The sequence below is a fragment of the Fibrella aquatica genome, assembly GCF_041321135.1.
In the GTDB taxonomy this organism is placed as follows: domain Bacteria; phylum Bacteroidota; class Bacteroidia; order Cytophagales; family Spirosomataceae; genus Fibrella; species Fibrella aquatica.
This window is the reverse complement of sequence record NZ_JBGGWF010000002.1, coordinates 781,312-800,318: the sequence shown is the minus strand read 5'-3', so window position 1 is coordinate 800,318 and position 19,007 is coordinate 781,312. Positions and strand designations below refer to the sequence as shown.

Genomic DNA, 19,007 nt, shown 5'->3' with positions numbered 1-19,007 from the left:
CGAATGACCCCTAATGACTACTTAATGACAGCGCAGCGAATGACAATTAATCTAAAACGTTACGTCCAGCCCAATGCCGTTGAACTGTGGGTTGGGGTACACCCGCCCTGAGTTCACGTTGCCGCGTGTGGACACTAAACTGTTGTTGAATTCGGTTGCTTCGGGGTCGATACCGACCTGCATGGGTGTGAGCGTCAGCATGTTCTGGCCGGTGTAATACACGCGTAGCTTGCTGACGCCCAATTTGTTGGTCAGGCGGCCCGGCAGGGTGTAGCCCACCTGCAGGTTTTTCAGGCGCACGTACGAGGCATCCTGCAGGAACCGGTCAGAGCCAACGCCCCAGTTGTTGCGCGACGCCCCGCCGAGGGTCAGCCGTGGGTAGGCGGCATTGGGGTTCGTGGGCGTCCAGTAATCGCTTTGGTGCTTGAAAATGGCGTCCTGGAAGGGGCCGTGGAAGGGCTCAACGGCTTCACCACGCAGGAACAGCGCTCGCTTACCAACACCCTGCACGAAGAGGTTCAGGTCAAATCCTTTCCAGCTTGCCGTGTACGTTGCCCCAAAGGTGTAGCGCGGGAAAGGGTTGCCCAATATTACCCGGTCGGCCTCGTCGATGATGTTATCGCCGTTCTGATCAACGTACCTGACATCGCCGGGGCGAAGATCGCCGGGGGCTACAAACGTGGGACGCGGACCGGCCGAAAGCTGTTCCAGATTCTGGAAATAGCCGTTGCTCTGATAGCCGTAATATGACCGCACCGGTAACCCTTCCCGCAAAATCACGGCCAGTTCGCCAAGGTAGTTGATGTTGGTTTTTCCATCGATTGACACGACTTTGTTGTAGCTGTCGGCCACGTTTAGTGAAAGCGTGTGACGTACCTGACCGGTGTTGTGGCGCACCGTCGCCGACGCTTCCCAGCCCTGATTACGTACCTGAGCCGCATTGTAATCGCCGATCGACCCTCCGAAAATGCCGGGCACCGACGGAGCAATCAGGATGTCTTTGGTCAGCTTATTGAAGTAGTCGAGCGAGAACGTCACTTTGTTGCGCCACACCGACGCGTCGAGGCCGAGGTTAAACGTCTGCGCCCGTTCCCAGGTGATGTCGGGGTTCGCCAGCGTCAGGCCGGTGCCCGCAGCGCTAGTGTTGTTGAACCCGTAGGCATTGGCAAAGTTGAAATAAGTGCTTTGATACTGAAAATCACCCACGTTCTGGTTGCCCAGTACACCGTACGACGTGCGCAGTTTCCAGTCGCCAAATGTATTTCGGAAATCAGACGCAAAGGCTTCTTCAGTGATGCGCCAGGCCAGCGCCGCCGACGGGAAAAAGCCCCAACGGTTGGCTTTGGCAAAGCGCGACGAACCATCGTAGCGGAAATTTACCTCGGCAATGTACTTATCGGCAAACGTGTAGTTGACCCGCCCGAACACGCTGGAAATGGCGTTTTGACTCGTCCGCTGGTTCGAGGTGTACGACGCCGTTTGAATGATCGTCCGCGAAATATCAGTGCCCAAATCATTGTCTACATCACGCTTGAAAATGCCGTTTCCCTGCGAGGTGAAGCCTTCGTTGGAGAAACCCACCAGCGCCGTAACGTTGCTTTTGCCGAACGTTTTGGTGTAATCGGCCAGCGCCTGAATATTGGTGTAAAGCGACTTGTAGTTTTCGTCTTTCACCGTCGCCACATTGTCGGTACCACCCGTGTAGGGGAGGTAGTTGATCGACCGGCGGAACTCGTACTGGTGGTTAGCGTTTAGCTCACCGCCGAAAATACCCCTTAGCCGGAACCCGCTGAACACTTCCCATTCGGCCGTGAGGTTGCCAAACACGTTGTCGTTATCGTACCGACGGTAGCCGCCCTGCTCCAGCCTGGCCAGCGGGTTGCTTTCCGACAAAATTGGCGAGAGCACGTACCTACCCAGCGAGTCGGTGATGGGGTAGGTGCGGGGCATCCGTGCCGCGTCCAGAATCAGGCCGTCAGTGGCGTAGGCGTGTTCCTTGATCTCGTTGCGCGAATAGGCCAGAATGCCCGTAAACTTGACCTTATCGATCTGATGGGTCAGGTTCATGCGGTAATTGTAGCGTTTCAGGCCAAAATCAGGACCTTTCAGCAGGTTGGACTGGTTCAGATAACCCACCGAAATGTGGTAAGTAGTCTGCGCATTACCACCCGACACGCTCAGGTTGTGGTTCTGCTGCGGCGCCTGTTGCTTTAGAATTTCGGTCAGGAACCAGGGGTACGATCCCTGCTGCTGAAACTGTGCAATCTGCCCCGGCGTAAACTGTGGCGGCAAGCCCGAATTGACCAGCGCTTCATTCTTGAATAGGGCGTATTCCCACGCCTCGTTCGATTCGCGCAGCAGTGTGGGCGTTTGTGCCCCGAACGTGCCATTATACGTCACGGTCGTTTTGCCCGATTTGGCTCCTTTTTTGGTGGTCACCAGGATAACGCCGTTGGCCGACCGTGAGCCGTAAATAGCGGCCGAACCGGCATCCTTCAGCACCGAAATCGACTCGATATCCGACGGGTTCAGCACGTCGAGCGAGCCGGGAATACCATCCACGATTACCAGCGGACTGTTGTTGCCCAGCGTACTGACACCCCGGATGTTGATGTTCAAACCGGCACCCGGCTCGCCCGATCCCTGCTGCACCACCAGGTTGGGCGACACACCCTGCAATGCCTGCGACACAGTGGTAACGGGCCGACCTTCCAGCGCCTGCTGCCCCACCTGGTCAACGGCCCCCGTCACGCTCGACCGGCGTTGGGTTCCGTAGGCCACCACCACCACCTCGCCCAGCGACTGGGTATCGGGATTCAGTTTGAGGTCGAAGGAACTGCGATTGCCTACTTCCTGCTGCTGAGTAACGTACCCGATAAAGCTGAACACCAGCACCGACTGCGGCCCGGCCACACTCAGCGTAAAGCGCCCATCGGCGTTGGTCGTGGTGCCATTCGACGTACCCCGTTCAATGACGCTGACGCCCACCAATGGCCCGCCGTTCTCATCCGTAATGGTGCCGCTAACCGGCTGAACGGCTCTTTCGGCTGAAAAGGTCAGGCTATTCAACTCGCGATCAGGTGCGTTGGGCGATGCCGGTGTACGTAGCGACAGCAACGACCCGTCGATAAGGCGGGAGGGTAGCACACCTACAGGACGGCTGTTGTCGACCACGATGGAATAGTACCGGTCGGCCATCCGTTGCGAGCGCAGGTTTACCGGATTCAGCAGTTGCTGAAGCGTCGCGTCGAGGCTGGTTGCCGACGGTAGCTCGGCGCTGACCTGAATATTGCGAACCAGTTTGCTTTCATACGAAAAATACACCTTGTACTTCCGTTCCAGGTCGGTCAGTACGTCGCGGAGGGGACGTTGACGGGCCGACGAAGGCCTCACCAGTCGATTTTTGACCGAGGCGGTTTCCTGGCTATGGACGGGTAGTTGCTGCAACAGAGCAATACCAAGCAGGCCGTAGCTAAGCTGTTTATGGAGTTGTCTTTTCATTGGGGTTTCAGAATTACCTGATTGGGCCGGCGGTCAACGGCCAGGTTATAGGAGATCGAGAGTGTGCGGAGAACAACGGTCAGGTCGTTGTTGGGCAACGTACCTGTCAGCTCGCGGCGGGCCAGGTCGCGATTGGGAACCACGACCTTGATGCCGTAATAGTCTTCGATGCGCTGCGCCACCTGACTCAGCGGCGTATCGGCAAAAACGAGCTGATTCTGGCGGTACGGTGCCACCTGATCGGGCCGAACCGTCGGCTTCCGCCGGAACGCCGTATCGCCTTTCATCAGCAGCACCTGATCGCCGGGCTTCATCGTCAGCGGACGCTTGTCAGCCGCATCAGGTTTCACCAGTTCCACCTTCCCTTCGCTGAGCATGACCTCGGTCTGGCTGGCGCGGGCATCGACGTTGAATTTGGTACCCAGCACATGAATGTCCAGGTTGCTGGTATGCACCGTGAACCGGTGATCATTCACCGTATGCCGGACGTTGAAATAGCCTTCGCCCGTCATCCAGACTTCACGGTCGTCGTTGCCAAACCCGAAGCGCGGCACCCGCAGCACCGAATGAGCATTCAAAATCACGTCGGACCCATCGGCCAGGGTAAAGGTGCGGGTCTGTCCGTAGGGCGAGGTCAGCGATTCGTAACCCCACCAGTCGTAGGTAACGTACCCAAGGCCCAACAGCACCAGTACAGAGGCGGCAATGCTCAGCAGCCAGCGTGGGCTTTGCCGTGTGGGAAGAGGACGTACGATGGTGTCTGTGGCGCGACGCGGGTAAGGATCACCCTTCATAAACGACTGGTAGTCAGAAAGCGAAGTAGTCAGGTCGGGTACGTACTGACTGTTCTCGGCTTCGTAACGGGCCAGGCACTGGTAATACAATTCCAGGTTTTCGGGTGTCCGCAGCCAAACCTCCACCGACTTCTTTTGAAGGGGTGTGGCCCGACCGGCAAACAGGTCATTGAGGGTACGTTCAATAGATGGTCCGTCCATAAATTCGATGGTGAGCGGGGAGTAGTATCAGGAAGTTAAGAGGTAGACAAGCTGGGGATGCATTACCCTATATAAGGCCGGTAGCAACCAGCAAGGCCACGACAAATTCATTCTTGAGCATTTTTCGCAACGCCGCCAATGCCCGACTGATGTTGGCTTCGACAGCTTTCACAGAGATGCCCATCTCGTCGGCAATGTCCCGGTAGGGCTTCTGCTCAAAGCGCGAGAGCAGGAACGTGCGGCGGCACTGCGGCGGCAACTCAGCAATGGTCTCGTTGATCTTCTGGTATAGTTCGTCGAACTGAACCACTTCGGCGGGCGTGTGCAGGTCAGTGGCGACAACGGCAGCGTCAGCATCGCCAAGTGAATCAGTCCCGGCGGCAGACCGGTCCAGTTCCCAGCGTAGGTAATTCAGCGACTTATTGCGAACCGCCACAAACAGGTAGGCCCGGTACGACGTGGTGATGGACTCATACAGCTTGTTGGTCCAGAGCGTGCAGAAGACCTCGCCCACAATATCTTCGGCCACTTCACGCGAGTAGACGTACCTGAGCGCATGATTGCACAGCATCGTATAATACCGCCTAAACAGCCAGGAGCAGCCCTGTTCGGGATCGGTTTTCATCAGTTGACCAACCAGTACTTCATCGTCGAGCATAAGTGGATGCGCTATCGTATCGACCTGCTGCACGCCGTTTGGTGCGAGTGGTGCCGGGCTACTGGGTATCAAATGGGGCATAAATGGGCTCAACCAGGTCTTGAACTACGTATAACGATTTGAAGACAAGATTGCACCGTCGTACCCTATATGCCCATTCAGAAAAAGTTAAAATCTATCGTATGTATCTGCTTTTGTAGCCACCTATATGGTTAAGAACTTCCAAGCGATAAGGTTCTGTAGCTTGGCTCATTGGCTGTTAGAAGGGGATCGATTACTTATAGGGAACGCATAAAAAAGCCCGCTATATGACGGGCTTGCATTTAGAAGAGTTGCGGAGTGGGCAGAAAGGTTACGCTATGTTCTAACGCCGTAATGTTCGGGTATAAACTGTCTAGCCAGATAGATTTAATGTCAGAAACTGTATTCATCAGTTCTGGCCCAACTTATATAAGATCTCTATAAATGGCCACGATGTAATTTCCAGGTAGGAAAGATCATATCCCAATCCTCTCCCCATACTAGGTTTCCTCTGTCAATATAGAATGTTCTGAACTGATCCGGGTCTTTATAAGGATCAACGTAGGGATGTGAATGTGTGGCTAGATAGGGCCCGAAATCAACGAGTTGCTGACTGGCATCATTAAACCCGATTTGTACTTTATACCCCTCAACCCATCGGGCATCAACCACCTGAAGGCTTATAGTTTTTTGGTGATTTTTTCGTTTTTCACCTTTGTCTTTAACACGTGTATTTTCACCCATTTATCTACAATGCCCTGAGCATAGTTTTCGATAAAACGATTGATTTCCTTCTGGTTACTAGCGGGTAGCAGCTTTACTCCCCGAATCTTTCTGACTTTTAGCGTTAACACTTCATCCTCAAAATGAAGTTCAACCTTCGATTCATATTCGGCATATTGCACATGAACATGAATTGGCATATGGTCGTCGGTATAGATAAACAGAACGTACCCTAAATACTCATAAATTTTTGGCATCAGCAATTCGTCGGTGCAAATAGTCCCTGCTTTAGACGCATAACTGTTGTAAAAGTCAGTGCCTTCTGAAATCACGATTCAAAACGAATTCATTGACAAGTAGCTAGCCTTGATACTTGGTAGTATTTCAATAGTTATTAGGATTGTGTTAAGGTGACTAAGGTTACTAGGAGCTGGATTATATAACCAATGTTGATTTCGCGTATAGTCCGTTTTTAGTGAGGTTTGTGTAAACGCAAAAAGCCCGCTTTTCAGCGGGCTTTGATACTTGCAGAGAGAGAGGATTTAACACCCCCCGCTTATCTGTAGAGCTAACTAATTCATTTACTGACCGTTCCACTTAGGTAGAAGACTAAGCGAAATTCCGACGTAACCTCATCTGTAACCGCAACGCGTGCAAAAAAAAGGGATATCCCTTTTTTTAAGCCACTTCTTCCAGTACCTCGACCCGCGTGAATTGCGGGTTGGTGAATGGAAACATGCGACGGATAGAAGACCGGTCTTGAGTTACGTCGTTAGGCTTTCCCAGTAATGTAGCCTCAAGCATTCGCTGTAGGCTGGCGATCTGCTGATCTTTAGCCGACAACTGATTAGCGAAGACCTCACGGAGTTGGGCCACTTCTAAGCTCACTCTAGCTAAGATATCTTCACCAAACGATGGGGTGCGGGAGTTATCGATTAGCATATCACCTGTACCTGAAAGAATCCAATCAGTGCTAATCTGAGGGTATTCCTTTTTTATTGCGTCTAAGACCTTGTTACCAGGCTTGTGTTCATCTTTCACAATTCCATTGATAACTGTAGACGATACTCCAATTCGTTGGGAAAAACCCAGATTGGATAAGTTAAAATGGTCTACTACCATTTTAACTCGGCTTCCTATAGTATTCATCGTGCAATTGGGGTTGGTTCGATTGTATAAGTAGGTTGACGACTGACTAGAACAGTGATTTTGTACTTGCCGTCGTAGGCTATGTATTCGTTTGAAAATTTCCCTTCGTGAATTTTCTTACCAGCAAAGAATTTCTTCACATCAAAGAAGGTGTCTTGACTTCTTCTGAAGCGAGTCACTGTCCAAGACTTATCAATTAGTTTGTCATACTTTGCTTTAAGTGCTGTGATCTGCGCAGACTGTGAATGTGTAAGGCTTTTAGAAATATGTTTCGAGTAATCTGCCTTACTTAAGACATTGATAGTGATGACTTTAGAAAAGTTGCAAGATTTGTTAACTAATTCTACCACAACATCCACTATACCTCCATCACCATAAGGCACTTTAAGCCATGGGCGAAAGACTAGTAATGCGCGTCTTCCCATTAATGTAAAGCTGGGTCGTAGTGTCTTATCCATAGTGGGCTCCTCACTTTGCTTCTTTCCATCTTTAGTGTACTGTAGTTGAACTCCAGATACTAAATAGCCTTTACTAGCTTCTATTTCAAATTCAACTGTATTCTGCTGACTGAAAGGAAGATACAAGGTATCTTTCGTGCTGATCGCAGTTGGTTTTGTCTTCAAAATAGGACTTTTGTATTCTTCAGGCAGGCTTGGATATTCATCAGTTATATGATTTGTTCTGATAAGAACCTCAGGTAGAATCTTGTCAATGTCTTTCTCAAGCCCTACGCAGTCAGAACTGGCTCCATCAGAATCACAAGAGAGGATGCCATTTGTCAATAAAAGTACAATTGTAAATATTTTTTTCATGTTTAATCATCTGATTTTTAGCAGTTTACAAAAATCAATTCCATATTAATAGAAATATATATTCAGTAATTAGAAATATGTGTTTAATATTGCTTCCGTTATCACAGACAAATATAGATAGGCTATACAATATTGTTAGCGATTTAACACAATTCTGTGTCAACGGCACTCTATGAGCTTGAGAACGAACCCGATTGCACGTCTGCTTGAAATGCTACCTGCGAAGGTGGCCGACGAGAAGCGGGCGGCGATCCTGAACGAGCTGCAGCCACTCGGTTTCGAGTCGCACTGGCGGCAAACGTGCCTGCGGGAGCACACCATCACCGGCAAGATTTTCGCCCATCCGGCCTGGGTAATTTGTAAGCACCTGGAGGTGCCCATGGAGTTTCTGTGGAATACCGAGGTGGCGGCAACCGTATCGCGTGAGCTGGTTGAAAAGCACACGGCTCGACAACTCGAAAGCATATGACAACCTGGATATCCCTGTATGGGTGGTTCTGGCCAGCAATAGCAACCCTGATCGCGGTGCTCTGTCTGACGATGGGCGGATATGTCATGTACCTGTGTCAACGCGATATCAATCGCGCTGCGCGGGCTCTCGATGAGCTTGATTCCTAATTAGTCCACTATAAAACCTACTCCTAAATGAACATGCCTATTGACACTACTTTTACACGGTTGATCAGGAATGCATAAGCCGATGCAAAGCACCGCTGCTACCGATCTACAAGTGCCCTCTCTTCAATGGGTTGGTGGGCATCAAGTTCAGGATCTCTTAAGCCTGACCAATTATGCTTCCTTATCCATCCAGGATCGCTGGAACCTGATCGATCGCATTGATCAGAAGCAGGACCAATATCAGCAGTGGCTGGCCAAAATGCCCGCTCACGGCACTGAAACCGAGCAAGTCAAAGAAACGCTCGTGCAACTCAAGGCCAAACGCCTCGATATCTATCTCAGCATCAAGCCCGCGTTTGCGGGTAAAATTCACCGTGCCAATCAAAATCCTCTTTGCGCATGAAACGCACATTTCATCCCGATCTCCGCGAGACGCTGAGAAGCTATGAGCAAAACATGACCCGGTCGGTAACGGCCGCTCGGGTAGTTAGGTGGCGAAAACGGGCCGACAAATTCCGACGCTGGCCTCGGGTACTGTATATGCTGGCCGGTGGCGCTGCCACGCAGCTGCTGATCGATCTGGTTGTTGAAGTGGCCGAGAGCGATTACCTAGAGGAAGTAATGGACTGGGAAAACCGGGAATGGGGGGAGCGATAACCCGTCCTGTAGGCTGGTATGGTACGCGCCTACGTTTGTGATTGAGATTTTGTGGGGTAGCTCAGGTGGTTAGAGCGGTGATGTCGTGCTGGCTCAGCAGGCACACAGGTCGCTGGTTCGAATCCGGCCCCTTCAGCGATACTGGACAGTCCAGCATCAGGGTTTAGGAATAACAGGTTTAGGAGTAGTCAGGACAGGTCGCCTGGCGGGTAAGGGTTTTTATGCCCTGCTGGTTTCAGGCGACCTTGTTTTTACGGCCTGAGCCACCTTGCCCAGCGGGGTAAAAGCCGCAACGTATATATATAGCCGTTCGGCACTCGAACGCCTCCAGCGGTACCACTGGCGGCATTTGGAACGGCTCCCTCAAAAAAATGGCCTTATGGGCTTGCGGGGAGAGGTACGCCCTATTGTTTCAATTTTTCCACCTGCGCTTTCTATAGATGTCTATAGAATTCTATCGAATACTCCGGTAAACCGATAGAGCGATAGAGCGATAGAGTCTCGTATACTACTCTATTTACTATAGAAAGCGAAAAATGAAAATTTCGTCATGCAACGCGAAAAGCCCCGAACTTCTGCCCTAAAACCGTCTGATAATCAATCTCTTTTCAAGTTTCGGCTTGAGTTTCACCCATCCACCGAGGAGTATACCCGGAAAGGAGGGAAGCCCTGGATCTGGTACAGCTACGATAAACCCGACGAGCGTGACCTGTTTCCTCCGGCGCTGGCTGGCCGAATGCGCGACCAGTGGCAAATGGTGTTGCAACGTACCTTCCGCTACCCTGACCTCTACGACCTGCTGAAAGATTGCTACCCGGTACAGAAGGTCGACGCGGCCGGTGAAGAGGCCTGCGATGCGATGACTACGGTCTGGATGCCACTGGCCAAAGTTCATCACGCTGATGCCTTAAGCCTCAAATATGATAAAGTGATCGGCGATATTCTGACGCTGGTAGGCTGGAACAACTTTCAGTTTAACCACTCCAACAAACTCAGAATGCAACCTGGCTTTAGTCCCCGCCTGATTACCAACCGCGACTTCTACGGCATCCAGGCATTCGAACAAAACGCGCAGATAGCCTACTGGTTCGCAACCCGGAAACTGCGCCTGGTAACGGTTTACGACAACCGCTGCTACCACGCTGATAACAAGATCGGCACCATCGGCCCCGATCAATACCCAGAACCCAAAGGCGTTCTGGCCCCACCTCCCCGCCTGAAAGCGCAAACACCCGGAGCCACCGCCAAACCCGATGATGGCCGCAGCAGAGAAAGCGTATCCGTCGGCTCCCTGCTTAAGCACGTGGCAACACCAGCAACCACGCCACCTGCCGTAGCGCCCGTCTGACTCCGTATTCACCTTAACTAACATCTCCCGATGACCTACACTTTCGAGACCTGGGTGAGCTACCCAGCCCGCGCCGTGAATGCCGAAGATGGCCTGCGCATCGAGTTCAGTGTGCCTGTACACAGCGACCTGCAGGCAGCGATGAAAAACCCCGAAAAGCGTGAGATTCTGTGCAAATACCGGGTGCGTAAAGGCTTTTTATGGGGTCAGTTGGGCCGAAACGCGAGAGTGAAAGTAGAAGCCACGATCGTCGATGGAGCCCGAGGTGGCCAGCATTTGCACTGCTCGGCAGTCGATATTCTGGAAGGGAAAGCCAGAACGGCCAAAGCAGACCCGGCCGCTCGGCGAATGGAGAAGAAACTGGCCAAAGCTGCAGGCGTTTCAATGGCCGACCTGCGGCCCGGTAAGCCCGAGAAAACCAAGGCTGCAGCACCAGCGAGTAATGCGCCATTGACCCCACAACTCAGCATCTTTTAGTACGCATACCCCGACCTGTCGGACGTCTATTGTTTCACTTTAACTATTGTTTCACATGATTACTTCTTCTGCTTCTGTAGCCGTATCCGATCGATACCGGGCTATCAAACTCTACCAGGCTACGGCCCGTATGCGCCTGGCTGCCCGGCGCGAAAAACGAACGGCTGATGCTGACAGCCTAACCAACCTAATGGCCTTCCTGCGGCCACAAATCGGGCGAGCATGAATACGTTGGCCTTACGGATCACACCTGGTGAGTTTCGGGAATTGGTGATGTTCATCCGCTTCAATACCCATGGACACACCTCGGTACCACTGCATCGACGCCCACTGGGATTGGCGGTGCTGCACATGTACCTGACCGGCCTTACACCAGCCCGATTATATACCTGGCAAGTGCGCGATCGCCGAAAACAGTATGCGTTAAAAATGCCAGTGACCGTTGCCCTGGCCCTGCATAAGGAGATGCAAAACGCGATGCTAACCGGAGCCCAACAACTGCTGCTGGGTACGTTAGACCAGGCCATGGTGAATTATCAGAATCCGTATGGCCAGCCACAGGTGATTGCTGATTTGCTAAACGCCTACTAAATGAAAATGCCCCGAACAGGAAGCGACCTGAGCGGGGCATTAACAACACTATTGTTTCACCACAAACCTACAAAATGTCTATGAACGAGCCAAAACTCAATCCTATCGATGCTCCGATCGCATCGGTAACGTCGCAACCAACTGACAAACAGACTGAAAAAAGGATTACCAGTGAGATACTGGAACGTCTGGCAGTCCTATTGGTTGCTGATTCCCCAATGCGATCAGCAGTTCAGCAGCACGCTGACAAATTACGTGGCAAGATCCTGGCTGCTCTCAAAGATCAACTGACCCGGGATGCCTTTCTCGACAGCCGTAAGATTCTGGTTGAACTGGCAAAGCTGCTTACCCGATGCCAGAACCGGGATCAGCTGGCCAAGGCACTCAACTATATCAAGTCGCTGAACACAGGCGACGTGATGATCACGGCCAACGATCCCCGCGAAGAAGCCATGCGCAACCGGCTCCGGGATTATTTACTGGACCACTCGGAATGGGTTGGATTCATCCTGGAGGATGAGCTAGACGAGATTATCAACATCGTGCGGTTCGTGGGTTTTGACCCTATTCACTAATTCATTTTTTTCATTTCATACTCAAAGCAACCATGCTACAGGGATTGTTAATTGGCCGACTCGGCCGTGATGCAGAAGTAAAAGAAGGCAAAGACAGCAACCAGTTTGTCAGCTTTGCGGTGGCCGTTGACAAGTCATATAAAGACGGATCTGGCCAGAAGATTGAACGTACCGAATGGGTCGACTGCGTTGCCGATCGCACTGGCGTTACGCCATATTTGGTGAAGGGTCAGCAGGTCGTTATTCAGGGTGATATCAAGGCCGAAAACTACGTTTCCAACAAGGATCAGAAGGTTTACGCAAAGCTGAAAGTGCGGGCTTACAGTATTCAACTGGTAGGTAACAGACCAGAAAGCAACGTTACTGGCCAGCCAGCCGCAGCTCCAGCGGTACCGCCAATAACGGCACCCGTTGCGTCATCTGCTTCAACGCTGGGTGGCTTTGCTCCCGAACAATCTGACGACCTGCCATTCTAAACCATTCTTTATCTCTTTCCTGATCCGTTGGAAAAGGTCAAATAAAAAAAGCGTCATAGAGATTCTCTATGACGCTTCACAATTGGAGGAAGAGAGGCTACGAGCCCAAATGTTTGACTATTTTGTTGGTAGTAGGTTTGGCTTTGTGATGCTCTCCTCTTAGTGTCTAAATGCCATAGCCACCACAAATGCCCCCATTGTTACTTTACCGATAATCTCCGTGTTCTTCTTCATGTTTCTGTTGTTTAGTTTATTAAAAAAATAAATCACTGTGTCAAAGAATACCAATCCTAAGAGATGGTTCCAGATGAACGCGCAAGACAACCCATTAAACATGGCACGAGAAAAATCGCTACCAACTACTCTATCCAAACCATAAATCTTTAATGCTTTTAGCTCCCTGTTTTAGAGCAACATAACCACAATGGTTCTACAAGTAGAAAGGTTCCACGTAGCCGTGTAAATTCAGTAAGAGTGTAATCACGATCAAACTCACTGTGCTTTGGATGTTAAATTGAATACTTCCGCATTATCGGCATTATCATTTTGGGTGTTGATCTTACTTACATCGAGATCCAAAATATCTAAAAGGAAGTTTGCAAGCTCATCTTTATGATTGTTGCCATCCGGTGTATTAATCTTTCTGTTAACCGATCCCGTTACCAGATCAGTCATTTGTATAAAAAAGTTGTTCTCTGAAGATACAGCTTCAAAGCTATCTAAATAAAGCCCTGCAATGTTCTGCCCCGTAAGCCGCTCACGTATATTTTCAAGTTTTAAGTTATCACTACCTTCTGATTCGTTGTCAAGATAAACCTGAAGTTTTCGTGGCAAAGGAGCTCTACCAGATTCATGCTCATGATGTACCCCTCTGGCTAAAAGGTGATAAGTTAGATCAGTTAATACTGAATTTATATCGCTAAATCCGCTTTTATCAATTACAATGACTTTGTAACCTAGTGTTGGAAATAAAGAAAAGAATTTTAGGCAAAATTCTTTGTAAACTTCGATCCTCTTTTTGTCGTTAAAACTTGAAAAATGGAATTCATAGTTAACTGATCTTTCTTCTTTCCATTTTCCTAACTCGGCAATTGATGCTAAATTATATGCTCCAATGTCAAGTAGCCAAATTGAGCCTACAGAGAGGTATCTCTGAGTTTTACCCGCTTCATCAATGTAGACGTAGTAGGGTTTTAGTTTGCTTGGCTTATCTGCTACAGATGCTTGCTTTATGTCCTCTTTGAGTACCCCTCTGAATTTACGCACGTCCTCATTAGCCAAGTATAAATCATACTCGTTCTGTATTTTAGCTCTCATTCTAGCTAGAGAAGTGATCTTAGTTAAAGACCGAAGTCCTTCTCTGTCAATGTGACCTCCATTGAAAAGTTTGGGTTCAAAGATTCTCCAGTATTCCCATGCTAAGTCAATATCGGAATTTCTTGCTTCATTAAAAAGGTTGAGAATATATGCAACCTTCTCTTTCGATGAGTGAATCTGACCGCTAGCTATTTGATTTAAAAGCTTCTCTCTTTCACTTTTTCTTTGTTTGGATTTTTCTGTCGATATTTCCTCGAAAATGCTTTTGTCAGTAACAGGTGTATTTTCTGAGTGTTCAGGAGTACTTGTTTTTTCTTGAATTTCCATTAGTTTGGCGTGGGTGAATGTATCAATAAATTAAATACTTTGACTTGAAATCGCTTCAGAGCAATACAGACAGAGATACTTAAAAGCTAATTACTTTAGGATCTCATTTTCTTAGAATTTATCCAAAAGAGTTTGCTTTTGCTTGCGGTTTTTAATTTGATCTATCATAGCTTTTTCTCTATCAGTCGTAAAGTCTAAAGCCATGCCTCTATCTTCATAAATTTGTATACCCATTGTTTGAGCTAATTCATTTGCTGTTCTGCCAATATTCAAAGCGTACTCACGAGTTTTGCCTAGAGCTAGAAAGAGATCGATAGTGGCTATGCGGATAAGTTCATATTTGTCTATGATATACAAAGCTTGCCTTTGATTTTGATACTTTTTGCCAAGAGCTTCGACCATTTCCTTGAGTTCAGCCTTGCCGAATCCAAAAAGTAAAGCCCTGTAAGACCACCAGTTATCAGACTTGTTAGCTAGCACAAAAAGATCATGATGTTCTGTTTCAAGATAAGCTTGCACAGAAAAGAATCCCATTACTTTCGTTATATCAATAAGGGCGAGGATCTGTTCTCTCGTTAGTAATACGCCTTCAGTGAGCTTTCTCTCTAACTCAATCAAGTGTTCTCGTAAAGCTTTGCCTTGTGGTGATCGCTGAATCACGGCAATATTCTTTGCCATCTCTAGTTTCACAGACCAATTGAGTCGTGATACTACATTGCCATCAGGCATTTTGACATCCTCACTATATTGGAAGTAGTCACCTTCCCCAAAGCCGTAAGCAATCATCTGGGGAAACCATATCTCCAAGGGAGTATCAATAGATAGTTCTCTGTGAAAATCGCTTGCAACAATATAAGGAGTGCCTTTCTTTGAGTGGTGTATTTGTATCACGTGTCAGCTGTGTTATTTAGACAACAAGATATAAAAAGTATACAGATATATATAATGGACATAGTTATTGCACTGTTCCAGTGACCTGCTCCACTTTGCCTGGAACTTACGCAAACACTACCGCAGGAACTTGCACGTCGGCCAGGGTAGTGCGTTGTTTGTCCTACCCTAACGAAGGGGCTAACACGCAGATTATTAGATGGAAACGCAGGCTATTTTATCAAACACCACCCTTAGTAAAACAGAAAAGATTCGGCAGCTACTGGCCCTCGGATTAACCCGCAGACAGGTGGCTGACCTGACCGGAGGCAACTACGGATTTGTTCAAAACGTGTTTGCCCGCTACTGGCCCAGCCAGGTACGGAGCCGCCAGCAACAGGCCATCGCCGATGCCTTTTCCTTTATTCCTTTCAACCGGCGCTTCGGTATTGAAATTGAAGCCTACAATGTGAACAAGAACACGCTGGCCACCGCACTCCGGGCCGCTGGCATAGAGGTTGAAGTAGAAGGCTACAACCATAACACCCGACCGCACTGGAAAATAGTAACCGACGCCAGCCTGAACGGCACCAACAGCTTCGAACTGGTAAGTCCAATTTTAGAGGGACAGGCGGGGTTAACGGAGCTCCAGACCGTATGCCGGGTTATGAAGCAGGTAAGGGCACACATTAACCGGAGCTGCGGCCTACACGTACATTTCGACGCGGCTAACATCGGGCTACCACAAACCAAGAACCTGCTCGTTAATTATGCCCGCTACGAAAGCATTATCGACAGCTTCATGCCAGCCTCGCGCAGAGGAACCACCAACGGCTACTGCCAGAGCCTAACGGCCCTGACCAGCCGGATTGACGCGGCCACCACCATGAACGCCCTGACCGGCACAGTGATGCCAAGCCGCTATTTTAAGGTAAACCTGCAAAGCTACCTGCGCTACAAAACCATTGAATTTCGCCAACACAGCGGCACCGTTGAATTCGATAAGATTAACAACTGGGTGCTATTTTTACACAACTTAGTTGAATACAGCCGCACGAGCCGGGTTGAAACCGCCACCATGGAAAGCCTGCAAACGATTCAACAGCCTGATATTTACACCTTTTACCATAACCGCCAGAGCGAATTAGCCGCATGACATATAAAACACCAGAAGGGGACGTTCTAACGGGAACGTCCCCCACCGACATAGTAACTGCCCTGCGCGACGGTGGCCGCTTCACAGCCCAGCAAACGCTGGCCGAGTATATGGAGACCTTCGCCGAGCGCTTCGAGGTCTGGAATGGCCCAACGCCGCTCCGGATCGACACACCCGATAACTTCGTGGCCGACCTAATCACAGAAGGGTATCTAATCAAAGTAGTCGCTTAAAACCAAATTACTGCGTAATACGAAAGCCTGCTGGCCTTACCAGCGGGCTTTTTAGTTGTTCTATTGATTGACCTTCAGAATCTACTAATTCATATTGAGTATCTACAACCCGGTGATTTCCATTTGCATCGCTTTTTATAGTTACATAAACCTTATATTCTTTAAAAACATAGTTAGAGTTTAGGCCGCAAATGTGAATTGAGACTACACACTCACATAAGGCAAGGTCATCATCATTAGGGTCATATTCGAAATTTAGTAGCAGTCGCTCAGATAACCTCATTATCAATCCATACGGCAAAATATTAATAGCATTCTCTCGTATAACAGGGTTAATTACTCGGTCATCGTTAGGAATCATCTGCTCATATACAAATTGACCTTTACTTGATTTTAAGAAAAGAAAGACTTGATGTTCATTAATCTCTTTTACTAAGTTAGATACATTTACAGTGAGGTTAATTTGCACAATTGATTGCCGTGCATTCTGGTATGGTCCTACCATCCTAGCAGTCATTAGTGCCGAAAATTCGGCGGAGAAGTCTAATACTGGCTTTTTAACCTGCTTAAACAAGGCATCGATTACATAGTGAGGAGCAGCCTTCGATTGGCCATCGAGCCTAATGAAATAACGGTCATCAAATTGATGGGGCTTGACTTCGCTTTCAGGTACGTCGAATAGGTAGACGTACTTGCCTTCCTCAATCTCAACGGAGCGAAATAAAGCTGGAGACGCAAAGGGGATAATTTTAGTTGACAGCTTACTAACGAATTCATCTTTTGCGTATCTCTTTTCAACGGGCGAAAGTGGGCCTGAGCATACCTTGTAGCCACCACTTCGTTTAGTCTCTATAGGAGCACCCCAGATAAGTAGACCACCACTTGAATTGAGGAAAGCACAGATTGCTCGCATCACTCCACTTTCCTTGTGCTTGATGTCGCCTTCTCGCTGATAGAACGACTTGAATTCCAATGTCAAAGATTCTTCCCTGTCGACGGCGAAATAGTCAACGAGGTCTTTAGCCTCAAGTTGATCAATAGTTTTGCCAAGATGTGTTTGGGCGTAGGATGTAGTCATTATTTAGGAGTTAATCGATCCGAAGATAACAGACAGCGTTGCCGGCCTTGTTGTATAAACCAGTAATTATGTGAAAGTAGTGACAACTGATAACATCACTGCCCTATTTTTTCAATATCTTGCGGTTGCACTAATCCTAGATATCAATAGAATGGAAAACTTGCCTATGCCTGTAAATAATGAAGATTTGAGCCATTTGGGGGACATCGCGGCAAAAGCATTCGGTTCAAAAGGTTTCATCGACGTCTGCAAGAACATATTGGGTGAACAGATGACACTGTTACTGTTCATGAAAAAAGCCAAGAGAGAGGCTGAAAAGGCTCGACTTATGAATGCTGTCGAGTTAGAGAAGTATCTATACACAAAAGCTGTAGATGGCTTTATCCAAACAGATGAGGGCAAACATATAATGAATGCAGTTGGAGGTTCTATCATCCAGCAGCAGTTATATAAAATTGGGAATCTTGAGGCCGTGATCGAAACTGCCGCCGAACAGTTATCTCAAGAAGATACGCCTGTAAGTGAAGCGCCGGTAGATTCTGATTGGATGGCTCGATTCTTTGCTAACGCGGGAGAAGTGTCTCACGAAGAGATGCAAAAGTTGTGGGGAAGAGTATTAGCAGGCGAGATAGTAAAACCCGGAAAGTTTTCTTTGAGAACGCTTGAAGTATTAAAAAATCTCTCAAGAAAAGAAGCCGAACTAATTAATAAAGTAGCTAATTATTCTTTAGATATTCCGGGTAGATCTGTATTGTTTGGTCAACTATCAGATTTCAATCGGTCAAACAAGTGGATTACGTATAGTGAACTTCTTTACCTAAGTGAGATAGGTATAATAGTATTACGAGATGTAAGCTGCCAGTTGGAATTATTAAAAAATGAAGAAGAGGGTATTGATGCTGGTATCTACTTTGCCTCAAGCAATCATATTATATGTTATGGTTTAGAATTTTTAACTGGTGATACAATTCCCTATGAAAACAAGGCCATTCTGCCTGTTGTTGCTTTCTCCACTGTAGGGCATCAGTTGTTAAGCCTGATTGAAAAGAAGATAGAAATTGCATTTCTAATCGATGTTCAAAGCTTTCTGATGAAAATCATTAACCCGTCATCTTCTAAATGCTACATATCTGGCCCATTTAGTAATCTAGAAGAAGCCAGGGTTGAAAAGCTTTCATTTACTCCAATAAACTATTTATCTCGATAGATATATAATTATTAAAAGAAGTAAAAAGCATCGTATTCAATTGATATGAGTCCTTTCCAGACGTGATATGTCGAATCATTTTTGTGGATGATTCGACATATCACGTCCGTTCTTAATTTTCTTCAGGGTACGTACGCCAAATTTGGCACAACCAGTAATCTCTTTCGAGAGGTCGTTGTCAGCGTGTTAACGGCTGTGGCCGTAGCGGTACTGGTTAA

21 protein-coding genes and 1 tRNA gene are annotated in these 19,007 nt (G+C 48.2%); 13 read left to right on the top strand and 9 right to left on the bottom strand.

Annotated elements, in window-relative coordinates; genetic code table 11:
• Nucleotides 1–51: 51 nt before the first annotated feature.
• The 6 genes from ACAW87_RS07280 to ACAW87_RS07255 all read right to left on the bottom strand — a co-directional run bounded on the left by ACAW87_RS07280 (nt 52) and on the right by ACAW87_RS07255 (nt 7,859).
• Nucleotides 52–3,501: a SusC/RagA family TonB-linked outer membrane protein gene (locus tag ACAW87_RS07280; RefSeq protein WP_370722637.1), complete on the bottom strand. Its 3,450-nt coding sequence runs from the start codon at nt 3,499–3,501 to the stop codon at nt 52–54.
• Nucleotides 3,498–4,496, bottom strand: coding sequence for a FecR domain-containing protein (locus tag ACAW87_RS07275; protein WP_370722635.1), 999 nt, complete (start codon nt 4,494–4,496; stop codon nt 3,498–3,500). Before ACAW87_RS07275 ends, ACAW87_RS07280 begins: the two co-directional genes overlap by 4 nt.
• Before the next feature lie 67 nt (nt 4,497–4,563).
• Nucleotides 4,564–5,235: an RNA polymerase sigma-70 factor gene (locus tag ACAW87_RS07270; RefSeq protein ID WP_370722634.1), complete on the bottom strand. Its 672-nt coding sequence runs from the start codon at nt 5,233–5,235 to the stop codon at nt 4,564–4,566.
• A gap of 620 nt (nt 5,236–5,855) precedes the next feature.
• On the bottom strand, nt 5,856–6,230 hold the full coding sequence (locus tag ACAW87_RS07265) for a DUF4160 domain-containing protein (protein ID WP_370722632.1): 375 nt from the start codon (nt 6,228–6,230) through the stop codon (nt 5,856–5,858).
• 346 nt (nt 6,231–6,576) lie between these two features.
• Nucleotides 6,577–7,047 carry a helix-turn-helix domain-containing protein gene (locus ACAW87_RS07260; protein WP_370722630.1) on the bottom strand — a complete coding sequence of 157 codons (471 nt, stop codon included), beginning with the start codon at nt 7,045–7,047 and terminating at the stop codon, nt 6,577–6,579.
• Nucleotides 7,044–7,859 (bottom strand): hypothetical protein, encoded by an 816-nt coding sequence (locus tag ACAW87_RS07255; RefSeq protein WP_370722629.1) that lies wholly within the window; start codon nt 7,857–7,859, stop codon nt 7,044–7,046. Before ACAW87_RS07255 ends, ACAW87_RS07260 begins: the two co-directional genes overlap by 4 nt.
• 211 nt (nt 7,860–8,070) lie before the next feature.
• On the opposite strand from ACAW87_RS07255, the gene ACAW87_RS07250 reads away from it, so the two are divergent.
• The 10 genes from ACAW87_RS07250 (at nt 8,071) to ACAW87_RS07205 (ending at nt 12,601) form a co-directional block, all read left to right on the top strand.
• Entirely contained in the window at nt 8,071–8,328 is a 258-nt protein-coding gene (locus ACAW87_RS07250; protein WP_370722627.1) for a hypothetical protein, read from the top strand.
• A 231-nt stretch (nt 8,329–8,559) separates the two neighbouring features.
• The gene (locus ACAW87_RS07245; protein WP_370722625.1) at nt 8,560–8,880 is read left to right on the top strand and encodes a hypothetical protein; all 321 of its coding nucleotides are present in this window, start codon (nt 8,560–8,562) and stop codon (nt 8,878–8,880) included.
• Entirely contained in the window at nt 8,877–9,134 is a 258-nt protein-coding gene (locus ACAW87_RS07240) for a hypothetical protein (protein WP_370722623.1), read from the top strand. Before ACAW87_RS07245 ends, ACAW87_RS07240 begins: the two co-directional genes overlap by 4 nt.
• A gap of 50 nt (nt 9,135–9,184) precedes the next feature.
• Nucleotides 9,185–9,270 (top strand) — tRNA-Ala (locus tag ACAW87_RS07235).
• 414 nt (nt 9,271–9,684) lie between these two features.
• On the top strand, nt 9,685–10,482 hold the full coding sequence (locus ACAW87_RS07230; RefSeq protein WP_370722622.1) for a hypothetical protein: 798 nt from the start codon (nt 9,685–9,687) through the stop codon (nt 10,480–10,482).
• Between the two features lie 30 nt (nt 10,483–10,512).
• On the top strand, nt 10,513–10,959 hold the full coding sequence (locus ACAW87_RS07225; RefSeq protein ID WP_370722620.1) for a hypothetical protein: 447 nt from the start codon (nt 10,513–10,515) through the stop codon (nt 10,957–10,959).
• 55 nt (nt 10,960–11,014) lie between these two features.
• Nucleotides 11,015–11,185, top strand: a complete 171-nt coding sequence (locus ACAW87_RS07220) for a hypothetical protein (protein ID WP_370722618.1) — start codon at nt 11,015–11,017, stop codon at nt 11,183–11,185.
• Nucleotides 11,182–11,550: a hypothetical protein gene (locus tag ACAW87_RS07215; protein ID WP_370722616.1), complete on the top strand. Its 369-nt coding sequence runs from the start codon at nt 11,182–11,184 to the stop codon at nt 11,548–11,550. Before ACAW87_RS07220 ends, ACAW87_RS07215 begins: the two co-directional genes overlap by 4 nt.
• Nucleotides 11,551–11,630: 80 nt before the next feature.
• Nucleotides 11,631–12,125 carry a hypothetical protein gene (locus ACAW87_RS07210; protein WP_370722615.1) on the top strand — a complete coding sequence of 165 codons (495 nt, stop codon included), beginning with the start codon at nt 11,631–11,633 and terminating at the stop codon, nt 12,123–12,125.
• Nucleotides 12,126–12,157: 32 nt separating this feature from the next.
• Entirely contained in the window at nt 12,158–12,601 is a 444-nt protein-coding gene (locus ACAW87_RS07205; RefSeq protein ID WP_370722613.1) for a single-stranded DNA-binding protein, read from the top strand.
• A gap of 492 nt (nt 12,602–13,093) precedes the next feature.
• Here the strand turns inward: ACAW87_RS07205 and ACAW87_RS07200 are convergent, their stop codons facing one another.
• A complete protein-coding gene (locus ACAW87_RS07200; protein WP_370722612.1) occupies nt 13,094–14,245 on the bottom strand; it encodes a DUF3800 domain-containing protein in 1,152 nt (383 codons plus the stop codon).
• A 111-nt stretch (nt 14,246–14,356) separates the two neighbouring features.
• Nucleotides 14,357–15,136 carry an antA/AntB antirepressor family protein gene (locus tag ACAW87_RS07195; RefSeq protein WP_370722610.1) on the bottom strand — a complete coding sequence of 260 codons (780 nt, stop codon included), beginning with the start codon at nt 15,134–15,136 and terminating at the stop codon, nt 14,357–14,359.
• A gap of 199 nt (nt 15,137–15,335) precedes the next feature.
• Here ACAW87_RS07195 and ACAW87_RS07190 point away from each other — a divergent pair, with 199 nt between their 5' ends.
• The gene (locus tag ACAW87_RS07190) at nt 15,336–16,271 is read left to right on the top strand and encodes an amidoligase family protein (protein ID WP_370722608.1); all 936 of its coding nucleotides are present in this window, start codon (nt 15,336–15,338) and stop codon (nt 16,269–16,271) included.
• A complete protein-coding gene (locus ACAW87_RS07185) occupies nt 16,268–16,504 on the top strand; it encodes a hypothetical protein (protein ID WP_370722606.1) in 237 nt (78 codons plus the stop codon). The genes ACAW87_RS07190 and ACAW87_RS07185 overlap by 4 nt, the downstream gene beginning before the upstream one ends.
• Nucleotides 16,505–16,511: 7 nt before the next feature.
• Here the strand turns inward: ACAW87_RS07185 and ACAW87_RS07180 are convergent, their stop codons facing one another.
• Nucleotides 16,512–17,582, bottom strand: coding sequence for an AlbA family DNA-binding domain-containing protein (locus ACAW87_RS07180; RefSeq protein WP_370722604.1), 1,071 nt, complete (start codon nt 17,580–17,582; stop codon nt 16,512–16,514).
• A 70-nt stretch (nt 17,583–17,652) separates the two neighbouring features.
• Here ACAW87_RS07180 and ACAW87_RS07175 point away from each other — a divergent pair, with 70 nt between their 5' ends.
• Nucleotides 17,653–18,789 carry a DUF2806 domain-containing protein gene (locus tag ACAW87_RS07175; RefSeq protein WP_370722602.1) on the top strand — a complete coding sequence of 379 codons (1,137 nt, stop codon included), beginning with the start codon at nt 17,653–17,655 and terminating at the stop codon, nt 18,787–18,789.
• Nucleotides 18,790–19,007: the final 218 nt, after the last annotated feature.

Coding starts and splice junctions, on each gene's coding strand:
- ACAW87_RS07220 (WP_370722618.1), top strand. CDS start 11,015: ATGATTACTTCTTCTGCTTCTGTAGCCGTATCCGATCGATACCGGGCT.
- ACAW87_RS07245 (WP_370722625.1), top strand. CDS start 8,560: ATGCAAAGCACCGCTGCTACCGATCTACAAGTGCCCTCTCTTCAATGG.
- ACAW87_RS07215 (WP_370722616.1), top strand. CDS start 11,182: ATGAATACGTTGGCCTTACGGATCACACCTGGTGAGTTTCGGGAATTG.
- ACAW87_RS07200 (WP_370722612.1), bottom strand. CDS start 14,245: ATGGAAATTCAAGAAAAAACAAGTACTCCTGAACACTCAGAAAATACA.
- ACAW87_RS07280 (WP_370722637.1), bottom strand. CDS start 3,501: ATGAAAAGACAACTCCATAAACAGCTTAGCTACGGCCTGCTTGGTATT.
- ACAW87_RS07240 (WP_370722623.1), top strand. CDS start 8,877: ATGAAACGCACATTTCATCCCGATCTCCGCGAGACGCTGAGAAGCTAT.
- ACAW87_RS07190 (WP_370722608.1), top strand. CDS start 15,336: ATGGAAACGCAGGCTATTTTATCAAACACCACCCTTAGTAAAACAGAA.
- ACAW87_RS07260 (WP_370722630.1), bottom strand. CDS start 7,047: ATGAATACTATAGGAAGCCGAGTTAAAATGGTAGTAGACCATTTTAAC.
- ACAW87_RS07255 (WP_370722629.1), bottom strand. CDS start 7,859: ATGAAAAAAATATTTACAATTGTACTTTTATTGACAAATGGCATCCTC.
- ACAW87_RS07275 (WP_370722635.1), bottom strand. CDS start 4,496: ATGGACGGACCATCTATTGAACGTACCCTCAATGACCTGTTTGCCGGT.
- ACAW87_RS07225 (WP_370722620.1), top strand. CDS start 10,513: ATGACCTACACTTTCGAGACCTGGGTGAGCTACCCAGCCCGCGCCGTG.
- ACAW87_RS07270 (WP_370722634.1), bottom strand. CDS start 5,235: ATGCCCCATTTGATACCCAGTAGCCCGGCACCACTCGCACCAAACGGC.
- ACAW87_RS07180 (WP_370722604.1), bottom strand. CDS start 17,582: ATGACTACATCCTACGCCCAAACACATCTTGGCAAAACTATTGATCAA.
- ACAW87_RS07185 (WP_370722606.1), top strand. CDS start 16,268: ATGACATATAAAACACCAGAAGGGGACGTTCTAACGGGAACGTCCCCC.
- ACAW87_RS07250 (WP_370722627.1), top strand. CDS start 8,071: ATGCTACCTGCGAAGGTGGCCGACGAGAAGCGGGCGGCGATCCTGAAC.
- ACAW87_RS07210 (WP_370722615.1), top strand. CDS start 11,631: ATGAACGAGCCAAAACTCAATCCTATCGATGCTCCGATCGCATCGGTA.
- ACAW87_RS07205 (WP_370722613.1), top strand. CDS start 12,158: ATGCTACAGGGATTGTTAATTGGCCGACTCGGCCGTGATGCAGAAGTA.
- ACAW87_RS07230 (WP_370722622.1), top strand. CDS start 9,685: ATGCAACGCGAAAAGCCCCGAACTTCTGCCCTAAAACCGTCTGATAAT.